Genomic DNA, 23,786 nt, shown 5'->3' on the forward strand with positions numbered 1-23,786 from the left:
AGCCCCAGGAAAATGCGAATTTACAACGTTAATCAAATTCAAACATAAAAAAGTCGAATTCCCTGTCCTTTAAGGAAAACGACTTTTTTATACGGCTTCTTCAAGTAAATCCCCATTAACCTTTTTTGGGGAAGATTTGTAACCTCTGCGCAGTGAAATTATACCTGTGCTAGCCCGCCATCTACGAACAATTCAATACCCGTCAAGTAACTGCTTTCGTCTGAAGCAAGGAAAGATACAGCGTTAGCTACTTCTTCAGGTGTCCCAACTTTTCCAGCTGGAACAGTATTTCTGGCATTTTCCATCGCTCCTTCAAGTGCATCACCAAAAAGCTCATCGTATGCAGGTGTAAGAATCACTCCTGGACTTACCACATTTACACGGATTTCAGTACCTTTTAGGTCAAGAATCCAGTTGCGAACCAGTGCTCTTAATGCTGCTTTAGATGCTCCATATACACTAAATGCTGGGTTGCCAATTGATCCAGCAGTAGAGCCCGTTACAATAATAGAACCTACTTTGTCCGGGAATAGTGATAGCGCTTTTTGAACAGTAAAAATGGTTCCTTTCACGTTAATGCCGAACGTTCTATCAACCTGCTCTTCAGTAATTTCACCTAATGGAAGGAAGCTGCCGATGCCTGCATTAGCAAAAAGGATGTCCAACTTACCTTTTTCCTGCTTTATCATGTCATATAGTTTGTCTAAGTCTTCAAGCTTAGAAATATCACCTTGAACACCGGTTACGTTCTTGCCAATTTGGTTAACAGCTTTATCAAGTTCGTTTTGTCTACGTCCCGTGATATAAACATATGCACCTTCGTTTACAAATTTTTGTGCTGCAGCAAGACCAATCCCACTTGTTCCACCCGTTACAAGCGCTACTTTACCTTCAAATTCACCCATACTTAACACTCCTTTAGAATTAATATTATTTTATGTCTAGTACCTTTAAGTACTTGAAGAACAACTTACAAGTAATAGTATCCTTCAGTAAGCACATTATCGGAAGTACCCACTTTTTTGTGATATAGTAACTAAAAAGTAATAAATGTGGAATGGAGAGCTTTAGACATGAAAAAATTCAGCTGTGGGTTTGAAGTGACAAAGGAAGTGATTGGCGGAAAATGGAAAGGCCTTGTATTATACTTTTTAATGAATGGACCAAAGAGAACGAGTGAATTAAAGCGCATTATCCCAAATATAACTCAGAAAGTGCTGATTCAAACACTTAGAGAGCTTGAAGCCAGTGGACTTGTGAGCAGAAAGATGTATAATCAAGTACCGCCGAAGGTTGAATATTCATCCACTGAACTTGGAGAATCTCTTAAACCTATCTTGCAGGAGCTCTGTCAATGGGGAGGCCATTATGCAGAGCAAAAGTATGCAGAAGGTGAATATGAAATTGTACAGCCAGAACAACTAAGTTAGGATTGATGCAGCTGCTGAAGTAAATGCTAAACAACTTCAATACCATCACCTGACAGATAAAGAACAGCCAGAAATAAATGAGATATTCAATTTTGAAAGTGAAGTTATAATAAGAAGTGTCATGGACTATATTCAGGAGAACTTTGATGAAATCAAAAAAGAGCTGTTTCAAATGTTAAAGAGAAGGTTCAGAAACTTAGCAAAAAGATAAATGAAGACATCAGTAATAACATTTAATGCCTATATGGTCTCTTCGCATGCATCTTTTACACAAAAAGACCCGGATTTTAATTCCAGGTCACACTTCGGTCACAACTTGCTCAAATTCCCTCTTGCATTTGTCGAACTGCTTTATTCAAGATCATAAAATTTCAAACGAAACCTTACACGAAGGAATCGGGGATCGGCAAAACAAAGCCAGATATAACATATATTAAAAAATCTCTTGCATTTCCACACCCGCCATGCTATATTCATATAGCGATGAGCTGAATTGTGTAAGCCGATGCACATGCCCTTGCGGCACACACGAATGTGGCGTGTGGTGTATCGCCTCAATACGCAAAAGACGTTTGCTTCTGCAAACGTCTTTTTTTATTATCCGATTTTCGTTCCGTCCGGTACTGACTGCTCTGGCGTAAGCAGGACAACATCTCCTTTTTCCGGGATGCCGCCAAGAACGAGAACTTCTGACTTAAATCCTGCGATCCGCCGCGGCGGAAAGTTGACAATAGCGGTAACCTGCCTGCCCGTCAGATCACCCGGTTCGTACCGTTCTGTAATCTGGGCGCTTGATTGTTTCATGCCGATCTCTTCGCCGAAATCTATTGTCATCTTAATGGCCGGCACCTTTGCTTCCGGGAATACTTCCGCTTTTACGACCGTTCCTATTCTGAGATCGAGCTTGATAAAATCTTCGATGACTGCCATATCAAAAACTCCTTTTTTACAATCATGATACCAAAAAAAGACGCAGTTTATTTAACTGATTTTCAGTATTATTTATCAGATTGAAAGGTGTTTCGGAAGACGCGCGGCGTTATTCCCTTATGTCTGACAAACCATCTGGTAAAGGAAGACAAATTTTGAAAGCCGACCTCCTGACTGATGTCTGTCAGCCGGCATTTTGTTTCAATAAGCATTTGTTCCGCTTTCTTCATACGGAGCTCAGCAATATAAGCTTGCGGGCTTTTCCCCGTCTGCTTTTTAAACCAGTCGGAATAATACGCCGGGTGGTAATGTTCCATTGCGGCAAGCTCTTTAATTGAAAAAGTCTTTGAGAGATTTCGGCGGATATACGCAATTGAATCATTCGTACGGTTTTCTTGTATCTTTTCAGCAATATATTCTGCAAGCAGACTCAATGAATGAGCCGACTGCTGCTTAGTCTCTTCTGTCAGCAGAAACCGAATCGATGTCCAAAAAGAATCAAGCTTATTCAGAACGCCGGGATCAAATGAACCTTTGAAAAAATATGCCGGTATGTCGAGAACGAGACATTCGTTTCGCTCCAAAGAACGGAACCGATGTTCATGCCCGGGCGGAATATACAGCATTTGATCAGGTTTTAATCTGATTTCACGTCTTTCTGTCTCCAAGTCCAGCTGTCCTTCGAGCGGAAAGAGCATTTGGCAGTATGTGTGTGCATGAGAATCAAAAATATGTGAATAGGTGCGCCGCTCACAAATGATATGTTGTAATGAATCCATTTGTCCCTCCTTTTACTGATGCGTTTTTTTATTTAGTTTACATAATAATATTATTGTCCCCTCTCCTGTAAACCTCTTAGGAAAGCAACAACTGCAAACTTCCGGCTTTCCTTAATTGATTCGGTTAATTCAAATGCACTCTGTTTTCTCAACACGGCAAATCCGTGAAGAAGGCTCCTCAGTCCTCTCGCAGCATGAATCGCAGTGTCAGACTGTGCATAACCGTTAGCTGTCAGCTGCCTGACAACAAGCTCTACAAGCAGGCTTGACAGATTCTCAATCCGGCCGTCTTTTATTTTTTGAAATGTTGCGTCATATAATCCGGGATTGGCTTCGGCGAAATTGATATAGGCATCGGCAAGAGCGAGCAAAGCCGTTTCACCCGTCAGTCCTTCTGCAGAGGCCGCCATTTTTTCAAATAACATAGTTAAACCGGAGACAGCCAGCTCTGTTTTAATTCCTTGAAGGCCATTGACAAAATTGTAAAGGGAAGGCGGTTTTACGTTTAAGGACTTTGCAACGGCCGCAAGCGTCACTTCGTTCAGCCCTTTTTCGTCAGCGATGCCTGCTGCGGCTCTCAATATCATGTCAAGGCTCATTCCGACTCTCGGTGACATTATGATCGGCCTCCCGGCAGGCTTCGTTCAGCTTCCTCAGCAGCCTCAGCCATCATTTCAACGGGATTGCAGAGAACATTTCCATGTCCGGCGGCCAGACTGCTTGGTTGATGAGCGATAAGCGTTCTTGCTGTTTTTACAGCTTCTTCTTTATTCCACGTAGCAAAAGCCGGAAACGGAAATTTCCATTTCAGCTTCCCTGAAACAGCAAGGCCGCCCCGTACTTGAAAGGCATCTCCGACGATCAGCATATCATTTCTCATATCTTTAAAAGCGAGGCTTCCCGGCGTATGACCGGGAGCGGGAATGACAAGTAAAGATCCGATCTGCTCGCCGCCTTTCAGCAGGCGATCAGGTTCGGTCTGAACATTTTTCGGCACTCCCCCCTTTATCGGCGTTTGTGCTTCATGCTCAAATAATGAAGTGTCACCTTTCAGCAAGAAAGAATCCCGCTCAGAAATACAGACGGAGGCATCCGGAAATTCCGCAGCTAATGAGTCAAGCGAACCGATGTGATCCCCGTGCGCGTGGGTGAGTAATATGTCATTCAGCGGCTTCCCAAGCTGCCGCAATGCTTGTTTGATTCCTTTATGACTGTTAGGCAGTCCGGCGTCAATCAGGGTTACTCCTACTTCTTCTTCGACCAAATAACAATTCACCGGGAAAAGCGCTGGAAAAAAAGTCAGCTGCCAAACCCTTCCGTATTGTAAGATTCTCATCAACATCCCCCTAAAACTAATATCGTTAGTTTTATTATAACTAATACCGTTAGTTTATCAAGAGTTTTCTGTTTAAATCCTGAAAAAGGCGCGGGCGCTTCTCTTATGCAAAAAAAAGAAACGCGCATACTGTGATAAAAGATGCTTTCAGCCTGCGAATAAATCAGACTACTAAAACCAGCCGGATAAGCATACACTACTCAACGGAGGGGGAGTTTCACACCATGCATATCACACTTCAAAGCATCTGCCCTGTCTTAATGATTGCCTTTTTTCTGTATAAAAAGGTGAAACGGTCCGTCGGCTTTCAGCCTTTGAAACCCCGCTGGCTTTATACAAGAATGATTTTGTTTTCATTGCTGGCCGCAGCTCTGGCGTTTTTCAGCATCACACACCCGGCTTTATACGGCCATCTTATATTCGGCACTTTTTGCGGCTGGCTTCTGGTCCTGTTTGCCAAACGGAATATTTCTTTTGAAGAACGCCGCGGAAAAATGTATTTTCGCACTCACCTGTGGATTGAACTTATTCTATTAACATTTTTCCTATCGAGATTTGTTTATCGCGTTATTGAAATTTACCGGGTCACAGCGGACTTTACCCATCCGGAGGCATACAGCCAAACGGTCGGGGCCGATCCGCTGACCATCAGTATCTTTTATTTCATCGCAGTTTATTACAGCGGCTTCTCTTTTTATGTTTTAAAAACGAGCAGAGACCAAACCAATAACAGTCAGTACGGCTGACATCCCTGTCTAAAAAGCAGGGATGTTTTTTAATCGTGCCGCGTATGGTGAATCATTTGCTGAAGCACATCTAACACATGTTCATCCTCAGGAGAATAATAGATGGATGTTCCTTCTCTGCGTGATTTGACGAGGCGCAGATTTTTAAGAAAACGCAGCTGATGAGAAACGGTAGACTGCAGCAAATTCAGCTTTTCTGCGATATCATTTACCGCGTGTTCACCCTGTGACAGCAAATGGAGAATTCTGATTCTGGTCGGATCAGACAGCGCCTTAAAAGTCTGGGCAACCAAAAATAAAGTTTCCTCATCTAAATCGACAGCGGGGTCATTCGTGTTTCCGGATTCGTGAAATTCAGTCATATACCTCACCCTTCTTTTCTCAAGTAGCCCAATTATACCAAATGTCAATTGATGCAGATACATCCTGCGCCTGACAAAAGAACCGTTATTTTAAATTTATGTTTCAAATACGGGTTTCCGCTTGGTTTCGCGCATTCATCTGTGTCATAATGAAAAAGTCATAATGCTCCTGAAATTGAGGGTGAAACACAGTGGAGAAAAAGAAAAAAGGCTGTTTCGCTGCCGCGGGTCTTATGATGATATGTGTTTTTGTCATGGTTTCCTTCTTCCTCATTCTGTTATTTTCAAATAATGAATGGCTCAAAAGTCTTCCGTTTGATGTCAAACCGATCGTGCTTGAACGGCTGACAGATTACAAACCGCTTGTTGAAGACGAGCTGGATGAAAAAGGACTCACCAAATATACATCGCTTGTACTCGGCATGATATATCAGGAGTCAAAAGGAAGAGGAAATGATCCCATGCAGTCTTCAGAATCTCTGGGTTTAAAGCGAAATGAGATTAAAAACCCTCAAACCAGTATCAAACAGGGAATCAAACAATTCACTCTCATGTACCAAACAGGCAAGAAAAAAGGCGTAGACTTGGATACGATTATACAAAGCTACAACATGGGAGCCGGCTATATTGATTTTGTGGCTGAACATGGAGGATCGCATACTGAGGAACTGGCAAAACAATACTCCGAGCAGCAGGTCAAAAAGAATCCGAAACTTTACACTTGCGGAGGGAACAAAGACAATTTCCGTTATCCCTACTGCTATGGTGATTACACGTACGCAGAAAAAGTAAAAGCAAAAACAAAAACCGTTGAACAATCCTTAAATGTAACAACACTTGAAACGCTTGAAGAGTAAAAGGCGCCCTGATGAGGCGCCTTTTTCCATCAATAGAAAAAAGCCGCGCAGAGCACGGCTTTTTTTAATAATACGGTGAGATCATTAAGTATACAATGACACCCGTCAGACTGACATACAGCCAGAGCGGCATCGTCCATCTCGCGATTTTTTTGTGGCGCTCCACCTGCATGCTGAATCCTCTGATCAGCGTAAACAGCGCAAGCGGCACGATAACGGCGGAAAGACAGATGTGCGTAATCAAAATAAAGAAATAAATCCCCCGAATGATGCCGTGGCCGCCGAATAAAGTATTCTCAGCTATCGAGTGGTACACGACATAGCAGATCAAAAACAGCAGAGTCGTCGTAAACGCCGCCAAAATAAAGCGTTTATGCGCTTGAATATTTTTTTGCTTAATCATAAAGAGCGCTGCCAGCAAAAAGATAAAAGTAAAGCTGTTAAAAATAGCATTTAACATCGGCAGAATATGAATATTGGCAATGCTGACCTGTCCCGATTTCGGCATAAAAAACAGCACCGCAATTAACCCGTTGATCAAAACGGTCAATGTCAGCACGATACCGGTATAACTTTTAGGTTTGTTTTCTGTCTGATTCATCTTATGACCTCTCTCAATTTTACTGACTATCCAAATGGTATGAGAATTCAGCTTTGATGTCAACGGTTTCGTCCGCTTCGTCAGAAATTAGACAAACTTAAGCCCTAAAAAGACCGGGTGTTTGAGACCCGGCCTTTCGTCATATTATGCTTCCTTCAACAGTTCTTCTATCACTTTATGTTCGTTTTCATTCAACAGATTTTTTGGAATGATCCGATCTATCGGTTTATTCATATGCTGATCGAGAATATCGGCTGTTTCTTTGTCCCCTGCGATTACGAGACGCTCCCATTGGTGTGAAGCGGCCTTTTGATCAAGGTTTGAAGCCAATCGTTTATACAGCCTGTTTTGGTTTTCTTCGACATGGACTTTGGCGGCGTCTTCGTCCATTGATGCGGAGCTTCCGCTTACATCCTGCGGTTTCCACGATTCATTGATGACGTCGTATTGATAATGCTCCACCCCTTCAATTTTTCCGAGTACGGTTTCTATGATCTTCACTTCATTCTGCTGGGTGAGAATAAAAGCCGTGCTTGGAAATTGTTCACGGAGAAGTTCTAATTGATCAAGGACAGCCGTTTCTTCCCAATAAAATCGTGTTTCGACAGGCACCTGCAATTCAATCGTCTCCCAGACACCGCCTTCCCCCGATGCAAAAAATACGAGGCTTCGCGGCATCTCTTTACCAAGCCCATCGATATATTGATAGACACGTTCCATGATGCGGACGAGAGATTTTTCTTCTTCCGGATCACTTACAGACAGATACTCTTTTAATCTCCGAAAACCGGTTTTCAAGGTGATTTTCCACTCTCCCCCCTGCTGATCCGGATTTCTCATATCCGTATTTACATATAAGGAAAGCATTTTATCAGGAGATTCCGTCATTACGTACTTCAATTTGCCGATGAGTGAGTCAATTGCCATTATAGATTCCTCCTTTTTCCGCTGCTCACTGTTCCTTTCCCTATCCCCACCGCCTTAAAAACGTCAATCCACATATAAACGGCAGACTTTTCTAAAAAAGTTTTTGCAAAACCCATTTACAAACCAAGACATCATTTACTACAATGGATACTTGTGTTTGACTAAGACTTTTACGCTGTGAAAGGAGTATGATTTTGTTTACTGCAGAAGAAAGAGATCAGAAAGAGCTGGAAAAAGAGCTTCATAAACTTGAATTTCAGATTTTCAGAATGCGGGAAAATCTGATAGATGTATCAAAAGACGCGCGAGTGCTTGGTATTGATCAATCGAACAATGATGATTGGATCATTGTTTCCTCGATTGATGATGGCCAAACATGTAAGATTATGCTGACTGATTGTGAATCAGCCTACCGGGGAAGAGGCTGTTTTTCACTGATCGCTTCTTATTATGACAATGCCATTCATATCGGGGATATTAAAGGCCCCCCGAACCACGGCTACGGCTCGATCTGCATGAAATTTTTAAAACATATCGCCAGAGAGCAGAATATCCCGAAAGTGACGGGCGACATCGCTAAGCGTGATTGGGATCATGTCGACCGGCTCGTTCATTTTTATGAAAAGCATCAATTTGATGTCTGGATTGACAATGATACGCAATCAGGCGGCATTAAATGGGTCGACCTGTAAAAAATGATAGATAAACCCTCGTTAATATGGTGTAATAGATTAAACCATTTAAGGAGGGTTTTTTTTGTATCCGGAAAAATTGAAAAAAGGCGACGGCATCCGTATTGTGTCTCCGGCCACAAGCATGTCCGCTATGTCAGATGAAAATATAAATGCCGCGAAGACAAAATTGGAGGAGCTGGGCTTTTGTGTCTCTTTTTCAGAGAATGCGAAGGAAATAAATGAATTTCATTCATCATCGATTGAATCGCGTGTACGGGATCTGCACGAAGCTTTCGCTGATCCTGACATCAAAGCGATTTTGACGACACTCGGCGGCTTCCAATCAAATCAGCTGCTCCGCTACCTTGATTATGAAAACATCAAGCGGCATCCGAAAATCCTTTGCGGCTATTCAGATATTACCGCTCTCGGCCATGCCATATATCAAAAAACCGGCCTTATTACATATTCCGGTCCCCATTTTTCTTCATTTGCCATGAAAAAAGGGCTGGACTATACGATTGACTCTTTCTTGGCCTGCTGTGCTTCTGACAACCCGTATGAGGTAAAACCTTCATCCGAGTGGAGTGATGATAAATGGTATTTGAACCAGGAGGACAGACGTTTTTATCGGAATCCGGGACCGCTCGTTATTCAGCCCGGATATGCGGAAGGAACACTGATCGGAGGAAATCTATGCACGCTGAATCTTCTGCAGGGCACCGAATACTTTCCGGAGATGGAACAAGTGATTCTGTTTATAGAAGATGATCATATGTCGGACATTCATATGTTTGACCGGGATTTGCAGTCACTCATCCATCTTCCCGCTTTTTCAGCCGTGAAGGGAATTGTCATCGGACGTTTCCAGCATGCTTCAAATGTGTCTGAGGAGGCTCTGCGTGCCGTCATCCGTACAAAAGAAGAACTGTCATCCATGCCTGTTATCGCAAATGCTGATTTCGGCCATACCTCCCCTTTGATGACATTCCCGATCGGAGGAGCATGCAGGATAGAAGCCGGCTCAGAAGGCGGACGGATATGGATCGATCGGCATTAATACATAAAGACGGGAAAACCGCCCCGTCTTTTTATTTTGACGCCTTATGCCGCGGCGTGCGAGGAGCGATCATAATTCGTCCGCCAGCCGCTGCCCTCACCCATACGGAAGCTCCTTCATAAAAACGGCTGATCTCTTCATTATATACGGCGTGTGTCAGTTCACGTTTATCATGCGTTCCGTCTTGGTTTTTTACGTTTAAAATAAGTACAAGCTCGTGCCTGCCATTCTTCATCACGCCAGTACGTCTCACCTTTTCAATAACGGCTGGCCTTCCTCTCCCTCTGTCAAGCGCCTGAAACAGCCTGACAGCAGGCATAGACAGTCCGATAACGAGCACAATGGCGAAAGCGGTGCATATACCTGCTTGAAACACCGGTGATTCTGTGAAGGTATTCCATAAACATATACATTCCGGCTCCATCAGATTCATCCCTTCAATTCTTTTTTCACATCCATTCCTTATTATATTAGAGAAACGCTTTTTCTTTTTCCGCATATAACGATTATATACAGTCAAAAAAGGGAAGAAAAAAAGAACACAAAGCATTTCGCCTTGTGTTCTTCATCTCTATATGAAACTAGTCTAATACTTTAACATTTACTGTTCTGACGCCCCAGTTGTTAGCGTCACTTTTCTTTGCAACAAATACGTCAATTTTATTTCCTTTAATTGCGCCGCCTGTATCTGCTGCTGTTGCCACTCCGTAACCTTCAACATAAACCTTAGAGCCAAGCGGAATGACACTAGGGTCTACCGCGATGACTTTTGCATCAGGGTTTTTGTTTAAGTCAACACCGGTTGCCGTTACACCGGAAATGCCGCCGTCGTTAGCAGAGTAAGCAGTTGCAGTCATTGTCAGCTGCTTTTTAGGCTCTTGTTGGTTTGTATTTGATTGAACAGGCTGCTGTTTTGCTTCGACAGCCTTCGCTTCTTGTTTAGGTTGTTGTTGTTCTTGAACAGGTTCTTGTTTAGGCTGCTCGTTTTTGACAGCTTCTTGTTTCGGCTGTTCTGTCTCAGCAGCTGGTTTTTGTTCAGTTTGCGGCTGGCTGGCTTCTTGAGCCGGCTGTGCAGCCTGAGCCTGACCTTTCACATTTAACGTTGTGCCTGCGTAAATTATATCTGATTGCAAGTTATTCAAGCTTTTCAGATTGCCGACTGATGTTCCGAATTTCTGAGCAATTTTCCAGAGGCTGTCGCCCTGCTTCACTGTGTACTGCCCAGATGTGGTTGTTTCTACTGAAGAAATAGTCAGTTTCTCTCCTTCAATGATTAAATCAGAAGATAACTGATTCCATTCTTTTAAGTCCTTTAGGTTCACTCCGTTTTTTTGCGAGATCCCCCAGAGCGTGTCACCCTTTTGCACCGTGATTTCTTTAGCAGAAGCGTGAGCTCCAAATGCAGTTGTTGAAATTGCTGCAACTGCGACAAAGGACATAATCGTCTTCTTCATAAGTAAATCCTCCCTTGTTAGCTTTTTATTGGCGGCTAACAGGTGATATCGTAACATATGAAAATGTCAGTTCAATAACAAAACGATTTGAATTAGATTACAGTTCCTTTACATGAAACATTTCTCTCGCTTGGTAAGTCTTGCTGAAACCTTGATACAGCAAGGGTTTTCAAGCTTCTGATTTTTCCGGCGCCCATGAAAAACACAATGTGCAAATTTCTAAAAAAACTTTTTTTCACTCTGTTTCTCTTACATAATTTCGGATTTCTTCTAAAAAAACCGCTCCGTATTTCAATCTTTTTTGTTCCCCGACCCCTTTTACGGAAAGAAGATCCTGATCTGTTTTCGGAAGTTTCGCCGACATTTCTTTTAACGTCTGGTCTGAGAACACGACAAATGGAGGCACACCCTGTTCAGCTGCAATCTCTTTGCGGAGACGCCGGAGAAGCTCAAATAATTCATCATTTTCGGTAACGGCGGCGGCCTGTAAGGCTTCTTTTCTCGCGACTGCGCTTTTTCCAAGCAGAACGTCCCTGCCTTTTTGGGTGACCATAAGCGTGGGAAATGTGCCGTCCGCCATTCTGATATATTCATCTGAAATAAGAAATTCGATAAAATCACTGATTTCCGCTGCGGATTGATGCTTCATAATGCCGTAAGTGGACAGGCTGCTGAAGCCGTTTTCCAGCACTTTTTTATTTTTTGACCCGCTAAGCACCTGCGCCACCATCGTTTTTCCGAAGCGCTCATTCATTCTGATGATGCAAGACAATACCATCTGCGCTTCTTTTGTGACGTCATGGGCGGTCCTTGTATCAGTGCAATTGCCGCACGCTTCGCAAGCTTCCGCCTCATTCTCGCCGAAATACTTCAGAATAAACCGCTGCAGGCAATCTTCCGTATGACAGTAATCCACCATCTGTCTCAGCTTTTTGAGATCCTGCTTTTGTTTTTCTTCTCCGGCGGCCGATTGGTCTATTAAAAAACGCTGCACCATAATATCCTGCGGCGAAAATAAGAGCACACACTCGCTGTTAAGACCATCGCGCCCGGCCCGTCCGGCTTCTTGGTAATAGCTCTCCATATCTTTCGGAATCTGCGCGTGTAAAACAAACCTGATGTTGCTCTTATCGATTCCCATTCCGAAAGCGGACGTAGCTACCATCACTTGTATCTGATCATTAAGAAACCGCTCCTGCTGGTCTTTTCTGTCGTCATCCGCCAATCTGCCGTGATAACGGCCGGCATTGATGCCGCTGCGTTTTAATTTCTCATATAAACGGTCGGTTTCTTTTCTTGTCGCTGTATATATAATGCCGGCTTCGTGTTTATTTTTTTCGAGGTACCGCTCGATAAACCGGTCTTTGTTTTCGCCCTTTACTACTTTAAACGTTAAATTCTCTCTGGCAAAACCGGTATATACAGTTTGTTCTTTCTTAATATGAAGCTGCTTGCAGATGTCATCATGAACCTCAGGCGTAGCCGTCGCCGTTAATGCGATGATGACGGGCGGTTCTTTTAATTCATTAAAAAGGATTTCGATATTCCGGTAACTCGGCCTGAAATCATGTCCCCATTGCGATATACAGTGAGCTTCGTCAATGGCGACAAGAGGAACCGTAATATTCTGCAGGATATGAATGAATTCTGAAGAAGTCAAACGCTCCGGTGTGATGTAAAAGAGCCGGTAAGCCCCTTGTTTCAAACCGGTCAGGCGCTCATGAATGTCACGGCTTGTCTGGGTGCTGTTAATATAAGCTGCCGCGATACCCGCTTCTTCAAGCGCGTCGACTTGATCTTTCATTAAGGAAATAAGAGGGGAAATAACGATTGTGGTTCCTTCAAACAGCAGTGCGGGAATCTGATAGCAGATTGATTTTCCGCCCCCCGTCGGCATAATGCAGACCGTGTTTTTTCTCTCCTCTGCAACTGATTGTATCGCCTGCTTTTGGCCCGCGCGAAGACTGTCGTAGCCAAAATAATGCGCCAGAAGGGATTGGGCTTTATCCAGCATATGTTGTAAAACCTCACTTTGTCTTTGATTCTTTCATTTTATCATACTGATAAAGTACGCTGCTCAAGGGCAATTCAAAATAAAAAGCCATCTCCGCAAGGGAAATGGCTTTCGCTACGTATGCCGTACGCAAGTAAGAAAGTTTTAAACCACCACTCCTCAAAGTGGGTGTTTGCAGAAGCGTTCCTGTCGTCCTCTGCAATGGAGGCATGACATTCCGGCTTCGATATAAAACTCCCTATTACAGCTTAAAGGTTAAAACTTAATTAACAATACGAACAATGTAGCTTCTCTTATATCCTACACCATCAGTCGTATTTTGGCAAGAGGGTTAATTCTTTTACAGAAAACCTTTTTTCTTTGTAAAAAATGCTTTATTCTACATAAAAATTGTTTTTTCGACAAAACATCAATATATCAATATAAGATCAGATCGAAAGCTGCCGCCAGTTTCTTCTATAATAGAAAAAACTCTCACACCCTGTAGGGGCGCAAGAGTTATGGCAATTAGAATTTTGCAGCCAGATCTTTCGCTTCTTGCAGTCCTTTTTCAATGATCGCTTGAGCGTTATCCGGTGCAGCATTATGACCTTCAACGACAACAGTGTGAAGATCTTGGACACCCCAGAAACCGAGAACGGTTTTCATGAAGTTTAATGACATTTCAAGAGATGCCATCGGTCCTTCAGAATATACGCCGCCGCGTGCGTTTAAGAGCGCTACTTTTTTATCTCCCATCAGACCTTTAGGGCCTTCAGGCGTGTATGTGAAAGTAACCCCTGCGCGAGACAGGTAATCAACATAAGTATGAAGCACAGCAGGCACTGTGAAGTTCCAAAGCGGGAATGCAAACACGACTTTGTCAGCTTTGACAAATTGATTTAAGTAAATGTCAGCAGTTGACGCTTGTTTTTTCTCTTCGTCTGTCATTTCAATTCCTTTTGAAGCTTTGAATGTTCCGTTAATCATATCTCTTCCGAGGTAAGGAAGGTTTTCTTTATGAAGATCAAGTTCGATCACTTCATCATTCGGATTGTTTTCTTTATAAGCAGCCAGAAACGCTTCGTATAATTTTACGGACACGCCTTCTTCAGCCGTACGGTCGCTTGATTTTACAAATAATACTTGAGACATTCTAAATTCCTCCCGGTAATCTTTTAATATTTACTTACAAATAGTATGTTACTTTCTTTTTTATATAAAGTCAATGATTTTATTTCGATTCTGAGATTTTTTATGGAATAAAAAAACAGGTACATATGAATGTACCTGCTGCTATTATTGTGAATCCTGCTCGCGATCCAGGATTTCGTAAGTTTGTGAGCTTTTTTGATCAACGGTTTCTTTATTTGAGAGGTCTTTCACCTGCTCGTGAAATTCCCTTTCATATGACGGAGCGTCTGTTTTCACATCCCCTTCTGTTTCTCGCTGCGCTTCGACGGTCATTCTGGCGTACGGTACGGCTTCAAGTCTTTCATAAGGAATTTCTTTTCCCGTTTTCTCGCAAATCCCGTATGTTCCTTTATCCATTCGTTCAAGCGCGGCGTTCACCTCATCTAAAAGATTCTGATCGACACCGTCCAGCGTCTGATTCGTGACCCTGTCCAAATAAATGCTTCCGTGATCAGCTAAGTGATTATCTACTCCGTTCGACAGTTCTCCTGTGTCTTCGCTCATTGAATAATTTTCTTTTGATTCTCCCTGAAGACTTTCCTTTAAATCGATTAATTTATGATAAAGGCTGTCCTGCTGTTCTTTTGATAATGACATATTCATCATCTCCTTTTTCGTCTGTATTCTTCGCTGCATCTGTTAATACATACCCTCGAAAAAGGAGGATGAAACAATGGGGGTCAATGCTTTCTCCCCCTGATGGTGACATTGGGTGTCTGCTGCTTTGTCTGTCTTTTTTCTTTCGCAGCATCATTTTGCGGGTTGTCCCGACTTTCTTCAGCGCAGGCTTGTTTGAGCCTGTGCGCCGGTGTATGGTAAGTGGCGCCGATATTCAGCATACCGCTCAGCTCTTCTATACTCAGCTGTTCAAAATCAATATTGTATTCAATCTTGTCCACTTTGACGTGCTCAATATGGACATATGTTTTTTCCCCTTCAACCGTTTGCGGCTCAAAATGACACTTATCCTGAAGCTCATCAAGCTGTTGTTCCACTTTCTTAAGCCGGTCTAATTCTTCTTCACACACTTTTTTGAACATCTCTTTCATTATTTTTTTCAAAGAAAATCACTTCTTTCCCCGTCACTCTTGGAAAGTTCTATGCGTCCCGTATTGCGAATATATAAACATGATATACAAAAAGGAGGCGAATCATGATGTTTTTTCCGTCCGTTATCAACTTTGAGTATATAAAAATGAACGGAATCAGCGGCGGAGCGGCTTTTAACACCGGCTCTTCCGTTATGGTGAGAAACACAGCAGCCAATAAAAGAAATGAAGGGTACGGTGAACAAAACGGTGATTGCACCGTTGTCGCCATCCCTATCATGAGTATCGATGATTCAGATCTGATAGATGGCACAGCGAACAAGATCAGCCTTCGATAATGATCTGGCTTGCATCCCCCAGATGTTTAGCAATCGATATATATAAAATCCCGTCTTTGAATACCGCCTGCATTCCCTTCGTACCTTGAGCGGAGTGCGGAAGATCGAGTTTTTTTTCAAAATCGCCGTATTTTCCGGTCTTCTGTTTAAAATCCTGTTCATTGAAAAAGGATTTTCTCGTGCCTTTTACGACAATATATTCTCCATAGGACAAAAGCTGAACATCTTGTTTCCGGTAGCCGGGCAGATACAGCAAAAATTGGAGCTCATCATGGGTTTCCACAATATCTATAAGAGGAAAAGCATCCTCATTTCTTCTCATTTGCCCATCTCCCTGTTGAAAGGGAAAATGAGAATGGCCGTTTTGAAATGATTTCAGTTGTTCATCATCAAAAACGTTTTTCCAAAAGTCGCCGCCGGACATGTTTTGCGCCATTTCCATCCATTGCTTCATCTTATCGAAATCCATTTTTATCGCCCCCTGTCTAAGCATACGATCATAACAGCCGGCATACACCTGTATTAAAGGAGGTTTGCCTGTGGTTCAACCAACTCCATATATCAATATTAATATTTTCATGTTGAAAATTAATTCCTTTGAAAATGCTTCAGCGGTGAATGTCGGACAAAATTTACTGGCGGAATGGCAGAATTCTGATAAAAAGAATCAGGGATACGGACAGAACTTCGGAGATGCAAGCGGCTTCATCGGCACGAACGGCAAAGTGGATGACCGGGATCAAATTGATTCTCCATCAACCTTTGAGTCTGCATGCGACAAAATCCCTGCCGGAAAAGGAGGCCCATTATGATGTTTTCGCCGGTTTTGGTAAATGTAGGAGGCTTTAAAGTAAATGCGGTCGACCGCGGTTCTTCCATTACGATCGGCCCGTATCAGCAAATCGATTATTTTTTATCCAATAAGATCAACTACGGATTCGGTGAAGAAAATGGTGATTTGGCGCCGATTTATATTCCCATCAGTTCTATCGCTGATCCGGATCTCATTGATTCGAACTCCGGAAAAACAAGCATTATATAATAAAAAGGCCATCCGCATGCATTCGGATGGCTTTTATGTGATATTTAACTGCATAAGTATTTTGTTAAGATGGCTTGAACCTCAGTCAAGTCCGTTTCTTTTGCAAATTCCAATTCGAAAGTTTTTCCCCTTGTCATTAATACAAGCCCGGTATCGGGATCAAACATTCCCGCTTCTTGAATGGCGAAGCTTTCAATTGTTTTATATGGAAGAAATACGCGCACTTTCTTTTTGGAGAACATTTTATTATCAAAGAAAATCACTCGTTTATTCGTAAAGCATATTTGGTCAACCCGCAGTTTATAAATCGTTTCGATCCGTTCTCCCTCAACGAGCAAAGCCTCCAGCTTTTTTGTGTCGGTTGATCTGCTGACAGAAAAAATTCCCAATGAAGAACCCCACTTTCTGCTTCTATACTATTGTTTTATTACAATCATAAAAAATAAGTTCTTTATCCCTATATAAGAATACGACATAGACGGCATTTAAACCATTACGAACAGATTACATTTTTAGAACGTTCATCAAAAAAGCCCTTCGCGAAAGGTGCCGCTGTTATGAAGTAATACGGTTCAGCGGAAGAAAAGGTTTCAAGAAAACGGTATTTTTTTCGAAAAGTCAGTTTTTTATTTTCGCCATAAAAAACCGCGGCTTCTCCAATGCCGCGGTTTCAACAAAACATCAACGATCCGTATCTTCAATTGTTCCTTCTTTATAGGTATCTGAAATTTGTTCCATCGTCGTGTCGGTGCCTTCTTCAGGTTGCACTTGCTGAAGCTGATCTGATGTTTTATTTTGTTTGTCTTGCTCTGTTTTTTTCATTTTGCAGCCACCCTTTATATGTAGTCTTTTTTAGTATGGCTCAGGCAAAATAAATTCATTCAGCTTTAAACTTCTTCAAAATACTCTTTGTAGAAGCCTCCGACTTTGTTTGTATTGTCTGCAACAAAAATGAATTCTTCTGTTTCATTTTTGACTTCATACTCTTTACCCGGCGTCAGCACATTTTTGACAATGTATTTTTTCGCATCTGTATGTACGCATTTGACCTTTTTGACGCTTTCTTTTGTCTGCCAATTATTATGAATCATTTATAAAACTCCTTTTCTTAATCGATAAGCTTATTGTAGCCGTTTTTTCTTGTGAATTGCAATAACGGTTATCGATTGATTTTACCGGGGGTGTTATTATAGAATGACTGTATGCGCTTACTTTGCGCGGACATCAAGATGCTCAAAACAGACCATAAAAAATTTCGGGAGGTTTGTTACGAATGAGTTCTTTAACGATGCAGATCACAAAAAGGCTGGAAACATTTTTACAGGGTACGAAGAAACTTTATATTGACGGAAAATTTGTTCCGAGCGCTTCAGGATCAACATTTGTCACACCGAATCCGGCAACCGGAGAAACGCTGATGACGCTTTACGAGGCACAGTCAGAAGACATTGACAGTGCAGTGAAAGCGGCACGCAAAGCCTTTGATCACGGCGAATGGCGCACTATGCCGGCCGCTTCCAGAAGCAGGCTGATGTATAAGCTTGCCGATTTAATGGAAGAGCACAAAACGGAACTCGCGCAGCTTGAAACACTTGATAACGGAAAACCGATTAATGAAACGACGAATGGGGATATCCCGCTCGCAATTGAGCATATGCGTTATTATGCCGGGTGGTCTACAAAGATAACCGGACAAACGATTCCGGTCGCCGGCTCATATTTTAATTACACCCGCCATGAGCCTGTCGGCGTCGTGGGGCAGATCATCCCTTGGAACTTTCCGCTCCTTATGGCGATGTGGAAAATGGGCGCCGCCCTTGCCACAGGCTGCACAATCGTTTTGAAACCGGCGGAGCAGACACCGCTGACCGCCCTCTATTTAGCGGAATTAATAGATCAGGCGGGCTTCCCTGACGGCGTCATCAATATTGTCCCAGGGTTCGGCGAGACGGCCGGGGAAGCGCTGACCAACCATGACGATGTCGATAAACTCGCTTTTACCGGTTCTACAGAAATCGGCAAAAAAATCATGGAAAAAGCCGCAAAAAAAATTAAACGCGTGACACTGGAGCTTGGCGGAAAGTCACCTAACATCATTTTGCCTGATGCCAATTTGAAGAAAGCCATTCCCGGCGCTTTAAACGGGGTCATGTTTAATCAGGGACAGGTATGCTGCGCAGGCTCCCGTGTCTTCATTCACAAAGACAAATATGATGAGGTCGTCAGCGAAATGGTTTCATATGCGAAATCGCTTCAGCAAGGCGCCGGCCTTCACCAAGATACACAAATCGGCCCGCTCGTCAGCCAGGAACAGCATGAGCGCGTGCTTTCATATATTGAAAAAGGAAAAGCGGAAGGAGCCAAAGCTGTCGCGGGCGGCAGCTGCCCGTTTGAAGAAGGGTATTTTGTCTCCCCGACTGTATTTGCGGATGTGGATGACAGCATGACCATCGCAAAAGAAGAAATTTTCGGCCCGGTCTTAGCCGCCATTCCGTATGATACGGTTGATGAAGTCATTGAGCGGGCGAACCGCTCGGAATACGGTCTTGCAGCCGGACTTTGGACTGAAAATGTGAAAAACGCTCATTACATTGCTGACCGTCTCCAAGCCGGCACCGTTTGGGTCAACTGCTACAATGTTTTCGATGCGGCATCTCCTTTCGGCGGCTATAAGCAATCCGGCCTCGGGCGGGAAATGGGCTCTTACGCGCTGAATAATTATACAGAAGTGAAAAGCGTCTGGATCAACCTGGAAGATTAAATCAAACAAGAAACTGCTGCCTGTCAGCAGTTTCTTTCTTTTGTCATGCCGCCTTTTACATATGAATATATATGCTTCTGAAGGAGTTGAGCGAGTGTGAGCACAATTCATGAAAACGTCAGAAGCCGCCAAAAGAAAATCATCTCCCTATTAAGAGAAACGCAAAATGCGGACGGCTCATGGTCATTTTGTTTTGAAGGTCCGATTTTGACAAACGCCTTTCTGATCCTCCTTCTCACTTCTCTTGGAGACAATGATAAAGAACTGATCGCTGAGCTTGCAGAAGGCATTCGCGCTAAACAGCGCCCGGACGGAACTTTTGCCAACTATCCTGATGACCGGAAAGGAAATGTGACCGCTACTGTACAGGGCTATGCCGGCTTGCTGGCTTCCGGTTTATATAGCCGTTCTGAGGCGCATATGATTCAGGCCGAACGCTTTATCATCTCAAATGGCGGCTTGCGCAACGTACACTTCATGACAAAGTGGATGCTTGCGGCAAACGGCCTTTACCCATGGCCCGCGCTGCATCTGCCATTATCTTTCTTAGTCATTCCCCCATCCTTCCCGCTGCATTTTTACCAGTTCAGTACATACGCTCGTATTCATTTCGTACCGATGGCCGTGACGCTTAACAAAAGATTTTCGCTGAAAAATCCCAATGTTCCGTCTCTCGCGCATTTAGATCGGCATATGACTAAAAATCCGTTTACATGGCTTCGTTCCGATCATGATGAGAACAGAGACCTCTCTTCTCTTTTCGCCCACTGGAAGCGGCTTTTGCAGATTCCTGCCGCTTTTCACCAGCTCAGTCTGCGTACGGCCAAAACGTATATGCTTGACCGGATTGAAGAAGACGGCACATTATACAGCTATGCGAGTGCCACTATTTTTATGGTGTACGGCCTGCTCGCTCTCGGTGTATCGCGCCACTCCCCCGTTATCAGAAAAGCGCTTGCCGGCACGAAAGCTTTGCTCACGTCTTGCAGCGATATACCGTACCTGGAAAATTCAACGTCGGCCGTTTGGGATACGGCGCTTCTCAGCTATGCGCTTATGAAAAGCGGCATCTCGGATAACGATCAAATGATAACCGGCGCCGCCCGGTTTCTGCGTGAACGGCAGCAGACGAAAGTCGCTGATTGGGCCGTTCACAACCCGCATGCTGAACCGGGAGGATGGGGTTTTTCAAACATTAATACAAATAATCCTGATTGTGATGACACAGCCGCAGTGCTCAAAGCCATTCCGCGAAAACGTTATCCCGCCTCATGGGAACGCGGACTGAGCTGGCTTTTGTCCATGCAAAACAGTGACGGCGGCTTCTCTGCTTTTGAGAAAAATGTCAATCATCCGCTGGTCCGCCTGCTGCCGCTGGAATCGGCTGAGGAAGCTGCCATCGATCCTTCAACAAGCGACTTAACCGGACGGGTGCTGCACTGTTTAGGAGAAGCGGGGCTTTCTCCTGATCACCCTCAGATTGAAAAGGCCGTCCAATGGCTGATCCGCCATCAAGAAGAGGACGGATCGTGGTACGGCAGATGGGGTGTCTGCTATATTTACGGCACATGGGCAGCGCTGACAGGGATGAAGGCTTGCGGCGTGAGCCAAAACCACCCGGCCGTGAAAAAAGCGATCCGCTGGCTGAAGTCCATTCAAAACGAGGACGGAAGCTGGGGAGAATCCTGTAAAAGCGCAGAAGTCAAAACCTATGTTCCGCTTTCTTACGGGACGCTTGTACAGACGGCTTGGGCGGCCGAAGCTTTGCTGCAATACGAAAAACCTCATCATCAAGCCGTCACAAAAGGCATATCTTTTCTTATTGAAAACCGGCATTACGAAGGATACGCTTTCAGCTATCCGACCGGAATCGGCCTGCCGAAACAGTTTTACATCAGGTATCACAGCTACCCGTATGTGTTTTCTTTGCTTGCGCTCAGCACTTTTATGAAAGTGAGTGAAAAGGAGGAAGAAAAATGAAACGGCACGCTTATCAAACCGAAATGCTGAATTGGTGTGAAACCTTGAAGGAACAAGTCATACAGCAAGGTCGGTTCGATCGCTTCGCGGCACAAATCGACCGGATTTTTCACACCCTTCAGGATGATGGATTAACGGAGGCGGAATGGTACGAACAGGCATCAGCACTTTACCGGGACATTACCGAACCGGATGAGCCGGATGAGCGCAGAGCCTATGTGCCGATCGGCAAGCATGTCCTCCCTAAACTGCCATACAGTTATTCCGCACTGGAACCGTATATTTCAAGAGAGATTATGAAACTCCACCATACTAAACACCATCAGAGCTATGTTGACGGTCTGAATAAAGCAGAACTGGAGCTCAAAAAAGCGAGACAAACGAAACAGTACGACTTAGTGGCGCATTGGGAGCGGCAATTGGCGTTTCACGGTGCCGGCCATTATTTGCACAGTATTTTTTGGTTTTCCATGAATCCAAACGGAAAAAGACGGCCGACGGGTGCGCTCTTTCAAATGATTGATGTGTCATTCGGAAGCTATTCCGCTTTTAAAGAGCAATTTTCTCAAGCAGCAAAAAAAGTCGAAGGAGTCGGCTGGGCTATCCTTGTCTGGGCGCCGCGCTCCGGGCGGCTGGAGATTTTAGCCGCTGAGAAGCATCAGCTCTACAGCCAATGGGACGTCATTCCTTTGCTTCCGCTGGATGTATGGGAACACGCCTATTATTTACAATATAAAAACGACCGCGCGGCTTACGTGGATCAATGGTGGAATGTCGTTGATTGGCGGGAGGCGGAGAAACGGTTCGAGCAAGCGCACCGCGTGATGTGGCCGCTTTATTAAAAAAGGCCCCCGTCTTGAACGGGGGCCTGCTTCTTTTGGTCTAAAAAATACCAAGCACGTGCAGAAAAACGATAATAATGGCTACAGGAGCCACATAACGGATTAATAGGAGCCAGACTGCAAACCATTTTCGTTTTATACCGGAACCGCTTTTCAGTTCGTCAAACAGCATCTGTTTCGGAATTTTCAGCGGTACGAACACGGCAATTAAAAGCGCGCCCAACGGCATTAAGACATTGCTGACCAGAAAATCCGCAGCGTCAAAAATACTGCGGTGAAAAATAGAAACATCACTCAAAATTCCGTACGACAGCGCCGAAGGGATCCCGACAATAAATATAGCAAGTCCCCCGATCCATGCATACCGCTTCCGTTTTGCCGAATCGCCTTTTGACAAAACAGCAACTAAAATTTCAAGCATTGAAAAAGCCGATGTCAGCGTCGCAAATAAAAACAGCAGCAAAAAGGCGAGTAAAAACACGATGCCCAACGGCATTTGGTTAAAGACGGTCGGCAGCACGTTAAATAAAAGCTGCGGACCTTGATCCGGCTTGAGACCGAATGCAAATACCGCCGGAAAAATCGCCACTCCCGCCATCACGGCAACAAGGACATTTAATACCGTCACCGATACGGCGGATTGAACAATATTTTCTTCTTTTTCTAAATATGCGCTGTATGTAACCATTACGGACACTCCGACGCTTAACGAGAAAAATGATTGACCCATCGCATATAAAATGGTGCTGGCATCCATCGCGCCAAAATCAGGCATGAAGAAGAATTTTAATCCCTTCGCTGCATCATGCAGCGTAACGGAGCGGATCATTAAAAGAATAAACAGAATAAACAGAGCCGGCATCAGCACCTGGCTTACCTTTTCGATGCCGCTGCTCACCCCTTTTGCCACAACTAAAATCGTCAGCACGATAAACAGCAGCTGACCGAAAACCGCTGCATAAGGGTTTGAAATGGTATCGATAAATAACGTATCAAATCCCGAAGAAAGCGTTAAACCGCCTGTAAAGCCTTTTATAATGTAGATTAATATCCATCCCCCCACTACGCTGTAGAAGGATAATAGAATAAAACACGTTATGATTCCGAGATATCCGATCCAGTGCCACTTTTTCCCCGGCGCCAGCGCCTTATAGGATTCAACGGCGTTTTTTTGTGTTTTTCTGCCGATAATAAATTCAGCAAGCAAAAGCGGCAGTCCGATTAAAACAGTAAATAAAATAAAAACAAGCAGAAAAGCGCCGCCTCCGCTGGTTCCCGCTACGTAAGGGAACTTCCATATTGCGCCGAGCCCGATTGCAGAGCCGGCCGTAGCTAAAATAAATCCCAGCTTAGATGACCATTGATTAGCTTCTTTCACTTCAGCACTCCCAATTCATTTCAGTATAAAAATCAATTGTAAGAATATATGTC

General features: G+C 43.8%; 30 protein-coding genes and 1 other RNA gene. 11 read left to right on the forward strand and 20 right to left on the reverse strand.

Features of this window, described 5'->3' with window-relative positions:
- Positions 1 to 158: 158 nt before the first annotated feature.
- Entirely contained in the window at positions 159 to 905 is a 747-nt protein-coding gene (locus HAP68_RS09445; RefSeq protein ID WP_003153813.1) for an SDR family NAD(P)-dependent oxidoreductase, read from the reverse strand.
- A 168-nt stretch (positions 906 to 1,073) separates the two neighbouring features.
- Here HAP68_RS09445 and HAP68_RS09450 point away from each other — a divergent pair, with 168 nt between their 5' ends.
- Positions 1,074 to 1,430, forward strand: a complete 357-nt coding sequence (locus HAP68_RS09450; RefSeq protein WP_024085463.1) for a winged helix-turn-helix transcriptional regulator — start codon at positions 1,074 to 1,076, stop codon at positions 1,428 to 1,430.
- 597 nt (positions 1,431 to 2,027) lie between these two features.
- On the opposite strand, the gene csaA is transcribed toward HAP68_RS09450, so the two are convergent.
- The 4 genes from csaA to HAP68_RS09470 all read right to left on the reverse strand — a co-directional run bounded on the left by csaA (position 2,028) and on the right by HAP68_RS09470 (position 4,475).
- Positions 2,028 to 2,360 carry a chaperone CsaA gene (csaA, locus tag HAP68_RS09455; protein WP_015388124.1) on the reverse strand — a complete coding sequence of 111 codons (333 nt, stop codon included), beginning with the start codon at positions 2,358 to 2,360 and terminating at the stop codon, positions 2,028 to 2,030.
- 68 nt (positions 2,361 to 2,428) lie between these two features.
- Complete coding sequence (locus HAP68_RS09460; protein ID WP_003153808.1) at positions 2,429 to 3,139, reverse strand: AraC family transcriptional regulator; 711 nt, start codon at positions 3,137 to 3,139, stop codon at positions 2,429 to 2,431.
- Positions 3,140 to 3,189: 50 nt separating this feature from the next.
- Positions 3,190 to 3,756 carry a TetR/AcrR family transcriptional regulator gene (locus HAP68_RS09465; protein ID WP_024085464.1) on the reverse strand — a complete coding sequence of 189 codons (567 nt, stop codon included), beginning with the start codon at positions 3,754 to 3,756 and terminating at the stop codon, positions 3,190 to 3,192.
- Positions 3,756 to 4,475: an MBL fold metallo-hydrolase gene (locus HAP68_RS09470; protein WP_024085465.1), complete on the reverse strand. Its 720-nt coding sequence runs from the start codon at positions 4,473 to 4,475 to the stop codon at positions 3,756 to 3,758. Before HAP68_RS09470 ends, HAP68_RS09465 begins: the two co-directional genes overlap by 1 nt.
- Positions 4,476 to 4,699: 224 nt before the next feature.
- Here HAP68_RS09470 and HAP68_RS09475 point away from each other — a divergent pair, with 224 nt between their 5' ends.
- A complete protein-coding gene (locus HAP68_RS09475) occupies positions 4,700 to 5,221 on the forward strand; it encodes a CcdC protein domain-containing protein (RefSeq protein ID WP_003153804.1) in 522 nt (173 codons plus the stop codon).
- Positions 5,222 to 5,250: 29 nt separating this feature from the next.
- On the opposite strand, the gene czrA is transcribed toward HAP68_RS09475, so the two are convergent.
- Positions 5,251 to 5,583, reverse strand: coding sequence for a Zn(II)-responsive metalloregulatory transcriptional repressor CzrA (gene czrA / locus HAP68_RS09480; RefSeq protein WP_007407993.1), 333 nt, complete (start codon positions 5,581 to 5,583; stop codon positions 5,251 to 5,253).
- A 191-nt stretch (positions 5,584 to 5,774) separates the two neighbouring features.
- Here czrA and HAP68_RS09485 point away from each other — a divergent pair, with 191 nt between their 5' ends.
- The gene (locus HAP68_RS09485; protein WP_003153802.1) at positions 5,775 to 6,440 is read left to right on the forward strand and encodes a lysozyme family protein; all 666 of its coding nucleotides are present in this window, start codon (positions 5,775 to 5,777) and stop codon (positions 6,438 to 6,440) included.
- A 64-nt stretch (positions 6,441 to 6,504) separates the two neighbouring features.
- Here the strand turns inward: HAP68_RS09485 and HAP68_RS09490 are convergent, their stop codons facing one another.
- Complete coding sequence (locus tag HAP68_RS09490) at positions 6,505 to 7,041, reverse strand: DUF420 domain-containing protein (RefSeq protein WP_003153801.1); 537 nt, start codon at positions 7,039 to 7,041, stop codon at positions 6,505 to 6,507.
- A 144-nt stretch (positions 7,042 to 7,185) separates the two neighbouring features.
- Positions 7,186 to 7,968: a VLRF1 family aeRF1-type release factor gene (locus HAP68_RS09495; protein ID WP_024085466.1), complete on the reverse strand. Its 783-nt coding sequence runs from the start codon at positions 7,966 to 7,968 to the stop codon at positions 7,186 to 7,188.
- A 188-nt stretch (positions 7,969 to 8,156) separates the two neighbouring features.
- Between HAP68_RS09495 and HAP68_RS09500 the strand changes: the two genes are divergently transcribed.
- Positions 8,157 to 8,660: an N-acetyltransferase gene (locus HAP68_RS09500; RefSeq protein ID WP_014305189.1), complete on the forward strand. Its 504-nt coding sequence runs from the start codon at positions 8,157 to 8,159 to the stop codon at positions 8,658 to 8,660.
- A 64-nt stretch (positions 8,661 to 8,724) separates the two neighbouring features.
- Positions 8,725 to 9,702, forward strand: coding sequence for a S66 family peptidase (locus tag HAP68_RS09505; protein ID WP_014305190.1), 978 nt, complete (start codon positions 8,725 to 8,727; stop codon positions 9,700 to 9,702).
- A 31-nt stretch (positions 9,703 to 9,733) separates the two neighbouring features.
- Here the strand turns inward: HAP68_RS09505 and HAP68_RS09510 are convergent, their stop codons facing one another.
- The 7 genes from HAP68_RS09510 to gerPC all read right to left on the reverse strand — a co-directional run bounded on the left by HAP68_RS09510 (position 9,734) and on the right by gerPC (position 15,404).
- Positions 9,734 to 10,126: a hypothetical protein gene (locus tag HAP68_RS09510; RefSeq protein ID WP_024085467.1), complete on the reverse strand. Its 393-nt coding sequence runs from the start codon at positions 10,124 to 10,126 to the stop codon at positions 9,734 to 9,736.
- Between the two features lie 157 nt (positions 10,127 to 10,283).
- Positions 10,284 to 11,156 (reverse strand): 3D domain-containing protein, encoded by an 873-nt coding sequence (locus HAP68_RS09515; RefSeq protein WP_003153795.1) that lies wholly within the window; start codon positions 11,154 to 11,156, stop codon positions 10,284 to 10,286.
- Between the two features lie 235 nt (positions 11,157 to 11,391).
- Positions 11,392 to 13,170, reverse strand: a complete 1,779-nt coding sequence (gene recQ / locus HAP68_RS09520) for a DNA helicase RecQ (RefSeq protein ID WP_024085469.1) — start codon at positions 13,168 to 13,170, stop codon at positions 11,392 to 11,394.
- Between the two features lie 107 nt (positions 13,171 to 13,277).
- A non-coding RNA gene (ssrS, locus tag HAP68_RS09525) (6S RNA) lies at positions 13,278 to 13,463 on the reverse strand.
- Positions 13,464 to 13,677: 214 nt separating this feature from the next.
- Positions 13,678 to 14,304, reverse strand: coding sequence for an FMN-dependent NADH-azoreductase (locus tag HAP68_RS09530; protein WP_003153791.1), 627 nt, complete (start codon positions 14,302 to 14,304; stop codon positions 13,678 to 13,680).
- Between the two features lie 144 nt (positions 14,305 to 14,448).
- Positions 14,449 to 14,940 carry a TraR/DksA family transcriptional regulator gene (locus HAP68_RS09535; protein ID WP_024085470.1) on the reverse strand — a complete coding sequence of 164 codons (492 nt, stop codon included), beginning with the start codon at positions 14,938 to 14,940 and terminating at the stop codon, positions 14,449 to 14,451.
- Positions 14,941 to 15,023: 83 nt separating this feature from the next.
- Positions 15,024 to 15,404, reverse strand: a complete 381-nt coding sequence (gerPC, locus tag HAP68_RS09540; protein ID WP_024085471.1) for a spore germination protein GerPC — start codon at positions 15,402 to 15,404, stop codon at positions 15,024 to 15,026.
- A gap of 92 nt (positions 15,405 to 15,496) precedes the next feature.
- Here gerPC and HAP68_RS09545 point away from each other — a divergent pair, with 92 nt between their 5' ends.
- Entirely contained in the window at positions 15,497 to 15,730 is a 234-nt protein-coding gene (locus tag HAP68_RS09545; protein WP_014305194.1) for a hypothetical protein, read from the forward strand.
- Here HAP68_RS09545 and HAP68_RS09550 read toward each other — a convergent pair.
- Entirely contained in the window at positions 15,717 to 16,199 is a 483-nt protein-coding gene (locus tag HAP68_RS09550; RefSeq protein ID WP_003153787.1) for an Hsp20/alpha crystallin family protein, read from the reverse strand. The genes HAP68_RS09545 and HAP68_RS09550 overlap by 14 nt on opposite strands.
- A 70-nt stretch (positions 16,200 to 16,269) precedes the next feature.
- On the opposite strand from HAP68_RS09550, the gene HAP68_RS09555 reads away from it, so the two are divergent.
- Together HAP68_RS09555 and HAP68_RS09560 are read left to right on the forward strand one after the other, a co-directional pair.
- Positions 16,270 to 16,542 carry a hypothetical protein gene (locus HAP68_RS09555; protein WP_003153786.1) on the forward strand — a complete coding sequence of 91 codons (273 nt, stop codon included), beginning with the start codon at positions 16,270 to 16,272 and terminating at the stop codon, positions 16,540 to 16,542.
- Positions 16,539 to 16,772: a hypothetical protein gene (locus HAP68_RS09560; protein WP_003153785.1), complete on the forward strand. Its 234-nt coding sequence runs from the start codon at positions 16,539 to 16,541 to the stop codon at positions 16,770 to 16,772. The genes HAP68_RS09555 and HAP68_RS09560 overlap by 4 nt, the downstream gene beginning before the upstream one ends.
- Before the next feature lie 44 nt (positions 16,773 to 16,816).
- Here the strand turns inward: HAP68_RS09560 and HAP68_RS09565 are convergent, their stop codons facing one another.
- From HAP68_RS09565 to HAP68_RS09575, 3 genes are all read right to left on the reverse strand, one after another.
- Entirely contained in the window at positions 16,817 to 17,161 is a 345-nt protein-coding gene (locus tag HAP68_RS09565) for a PH domain-containing protein (protein ID WP_003153783.1), read from the reverse strand.
- A 292-nt stretch (positions 17,162 to 17,453) separates the two neighbouring features.
- Entirely contained in the window at positions 17,454 to 17,594 is a 141-nt protein-coding gene (locus HAP68_RS09570; RefSeq protein ID WP_003153781.1) for a DUF4025 domain-containing protein, read from the reverse strand.
- 65 nt (positions 17,595 to 17,659) lie between these two features.
- Positions 17,660 to 17,863 (reverse strand): DUF6501 family protein, encoded by a 204-nt coding sequence (locus HAP68_RS09575; RefSeq protein WP_003153779.1) that lies wholly within the window; start codon positions 17,861 to 17,863, stop codon positions 17,660 to 17,662.
- A gap of 182 nt (positions 17,864 to 18,045) precedes the next feature.
- Here HAP68_RS09575 and HAP68_RS09580 point away from each other — a divergent pair, with 182 nt between their 5' ends.
- The 3 genes from HAP68_RS09580 (at position 18,046) to HAP68_RS09590 (ending at position 22,355) form a co-directional block, all read left to right on the forward strand.
- The gene (locus HAP68_RS09580) at positions 18,046 to 19,533 is read left to right on the forward strand and encodes an aldehyde dehydrogenase family protein (RefSeq protein ID WP_024085472.1); all 1,488 of its coding nucleotides are present in this window, start codon (positions 18,046 to 18,048) and stop codon (positions 19,531 to 19,533) included.
- A gap of 96 nt (positions 19,534 to 19,629) precedes the next feature.
- Complete coding sequence (locus HAP68_RS09585) at positions 19,630 to 21,513, forward strand: terpene cyclase/mutase family protein (RefSeq protein ID WP_024085473.1); 1,884 nt, start codon at positions 19,630 to 19,632, stop codon at positions 21,511 to 21,513.
- Complete coding sequence (locus HAP68_RS09590) at positions 21,510 to 22,355, forward strand: superoxide dismutase (protein WP_014305196.1); 846 nt, start codon at positions 21,510 to 21,512, stop codon at positions 22,353 to 22,355. The genes HAP68_RS09585 and HAP68_RS09590 overlap by 4 nt, the downstream gene beginning before the upstream one ends.
- Positions 22,356 to 22,395: 40 nt before the next feature.
- Here the strand turns inward: HAP68_RS09590 and HAP68_RS09595 are convergent, their stop codons facing one another.
- Entirely contained in the window at positions 22,396 to 23,733 is a 1,338-nt protein-coding gene (locus tag HAP68_RS09595) for a sodium-dependent transporter (protein ID WP_024085474.1), read from the reverse strand.
- Positions 23,734 to 23,786: the final 53 nt, after the last annotated feature.

Origin of the sequence: Bacillus sp. Bvel1, from assembly GCF_014872755.1 — a bacterium.
Lineage (GTDB): Bacteria > Bacillota > Bacilli > Bacillales > Bacillaceae > Bacillus > Bacillus velezensis.

Bases quoted from the DNA above. Each gene is read 5' to 3' on its own strand.
- HAP68_RS09445 (WP_003153813.1), bottom strand. From the start codon at position 905: ATGGGTGAATTTGAAGGTAAAGTAGCGCTTGTAACGGGTGGAACAAGT.
- HAP68_RS09450 (WP_024085463.1), top strand. From the start codon at position 1,074: ATGAAAAAATTCAGCTGTGGGTTTGAAGTGACAAAGGAAGTGATTGGC.
- csaA (WP_015388124.1), bottom strand. From the start codon at position 2,360: ATGGCAGTCATCGAAGATTTTATCAAGCTCGATCTCAGAATAGGAACG.
- HAP68_RS09460 (WP_003153808.1), bottom strand. From the start codon at position 3,139: ATGGATTCATTACAACATATCATTTGTGAGCGGCGCACCTATTCACAT.
- HAP68_RS09465 (WP_024085464.1), bottom strand. From the start codon at position 3,756: ATGTCACCGAGAGTCGGAATGAGCCTTGACATGATATTGAGAGCCGCA.
- HAP68_RS09470 (WP_024085465.1), bottom strand. From the start codon at position 4,475: ATGAGAATCTTACAATACGGAAGGGTTTGGCAGCTGACTTTTTTTCCA.
- HAP68_RS09475 (WP_003153804.1), top strand. From the start codon at position 4,700: ATGCATATCACACTTCAAAGCATCTGCCCTGTCTTAATGATTGCCTTT.
- czrA (WP_007407993.1), bottom strand. From the start codon at position 5,583: ATGACTGAATTTCACGAATCCGGAAACACGAATGACCCCGCTGTCGAT.
- HAP68_RS09490 (WP_003153801.1), bottom strand. From the start codon at position 7,041: ATGAATCAGACAGAAAACAAACCTAAAAGTTATACCGGTATCGTGCTG.
- HAP68_RS09495 (WP_024085466.1), bottom strand. From the start codon at position 7,968: ATGGCAATTGACTCACTCATCGGCAAATTGAAGTACGTAATGACGGAA.
- HAP68_RS09500 (WP_014305189.1), top strand. From the start codon at position 8,157: ATGATTTTGTTTACTGCAGAAGAAAGAGATCAGAAAGAGCTGGAAAAA.
- HAP68_RS09510 (WP_024085467.1), bottom strand. From the start codon at position 10,126: ATGGAGCCGGAATGTATATGTTTATGGAATACCTTCACAGAATCACCG.
- HAP68_RS09515 (WP_003153795.1), bottom strand. From the start codon at position 11,156: ATGAAGAAGACGATTATGTCCTTTGTCGCAGTTGCAGCAATTTCAACA.
- recQ (WP_024085469.1), bottom strand. From the start codon at position 13,170: ATGCTGGATAAAGCCCAATCCCTTCTGGCGCATTATTTTGGCTACGAC.
- HAP68_RS09530 (WP_003153791.1), bottom strand. From the start codon at position 14,304: ATGTCTCAAGTATTATTTGTAAAATCAAGCGACCGTACGGCTGAAGAA.
- HAP68_RS09535 (WP_024085470.1), bottom strand. From the start codon at position 14,940: ATGTCATTATCAAAAGAACAGCAGGACAGCCTTTATCATAAATTAATC.
- HAP68_RS09545 (WP_014305194.1), top strand. From the start codon at position 15,497: ATGATGTTTTTTCCGTCCGTTATCAACTTTGAGTATATAAAAATGAAC.
- HAP68_RS09550 (WP_003153787.1), bottom strand. From the start codon at position 16,199: ATGGATTTCGATAAGATGAAGCAATGGATGGAAATGGCGCAAAACATG.
- HAP68_RS09560 (WP_003153785.1), top strand. From the start codon at position 16,539: ATGATGTTTTCGCCGGTTTTGGTAAATGTAGGAGGCTTTAAAGTAAAT.
- HAP68_RS09570 (WP_003153781.1), bottom strand. From the start codon at position 17,594: ATGAAAAAAACAGAGCAAGACAAACAAAATAAAACATCAGATCAGCTT.
- HAP68_RS09575 (WP_003153779.1), bottom strand. From the start codon at position 17,863: ATGATTCATAATAATTGGCAGACAAAAGAAAGCGTCAAAAAGGTCAAA.
- HAP68_RS09580 (WP_024085472.1), top strand. From the start codon at position 18,046: ATGAGTTCTTTAACGATGCAGATCACAAAAAGGCTGGAAACATTTTTA.
- HAP68_RS09590 (WP_014305196.1), top strand. From the start codon at position 21,510: ATGAAACGGCACGCTTATCAAACCGAAATGCTGAATTGGTGTGAAACC.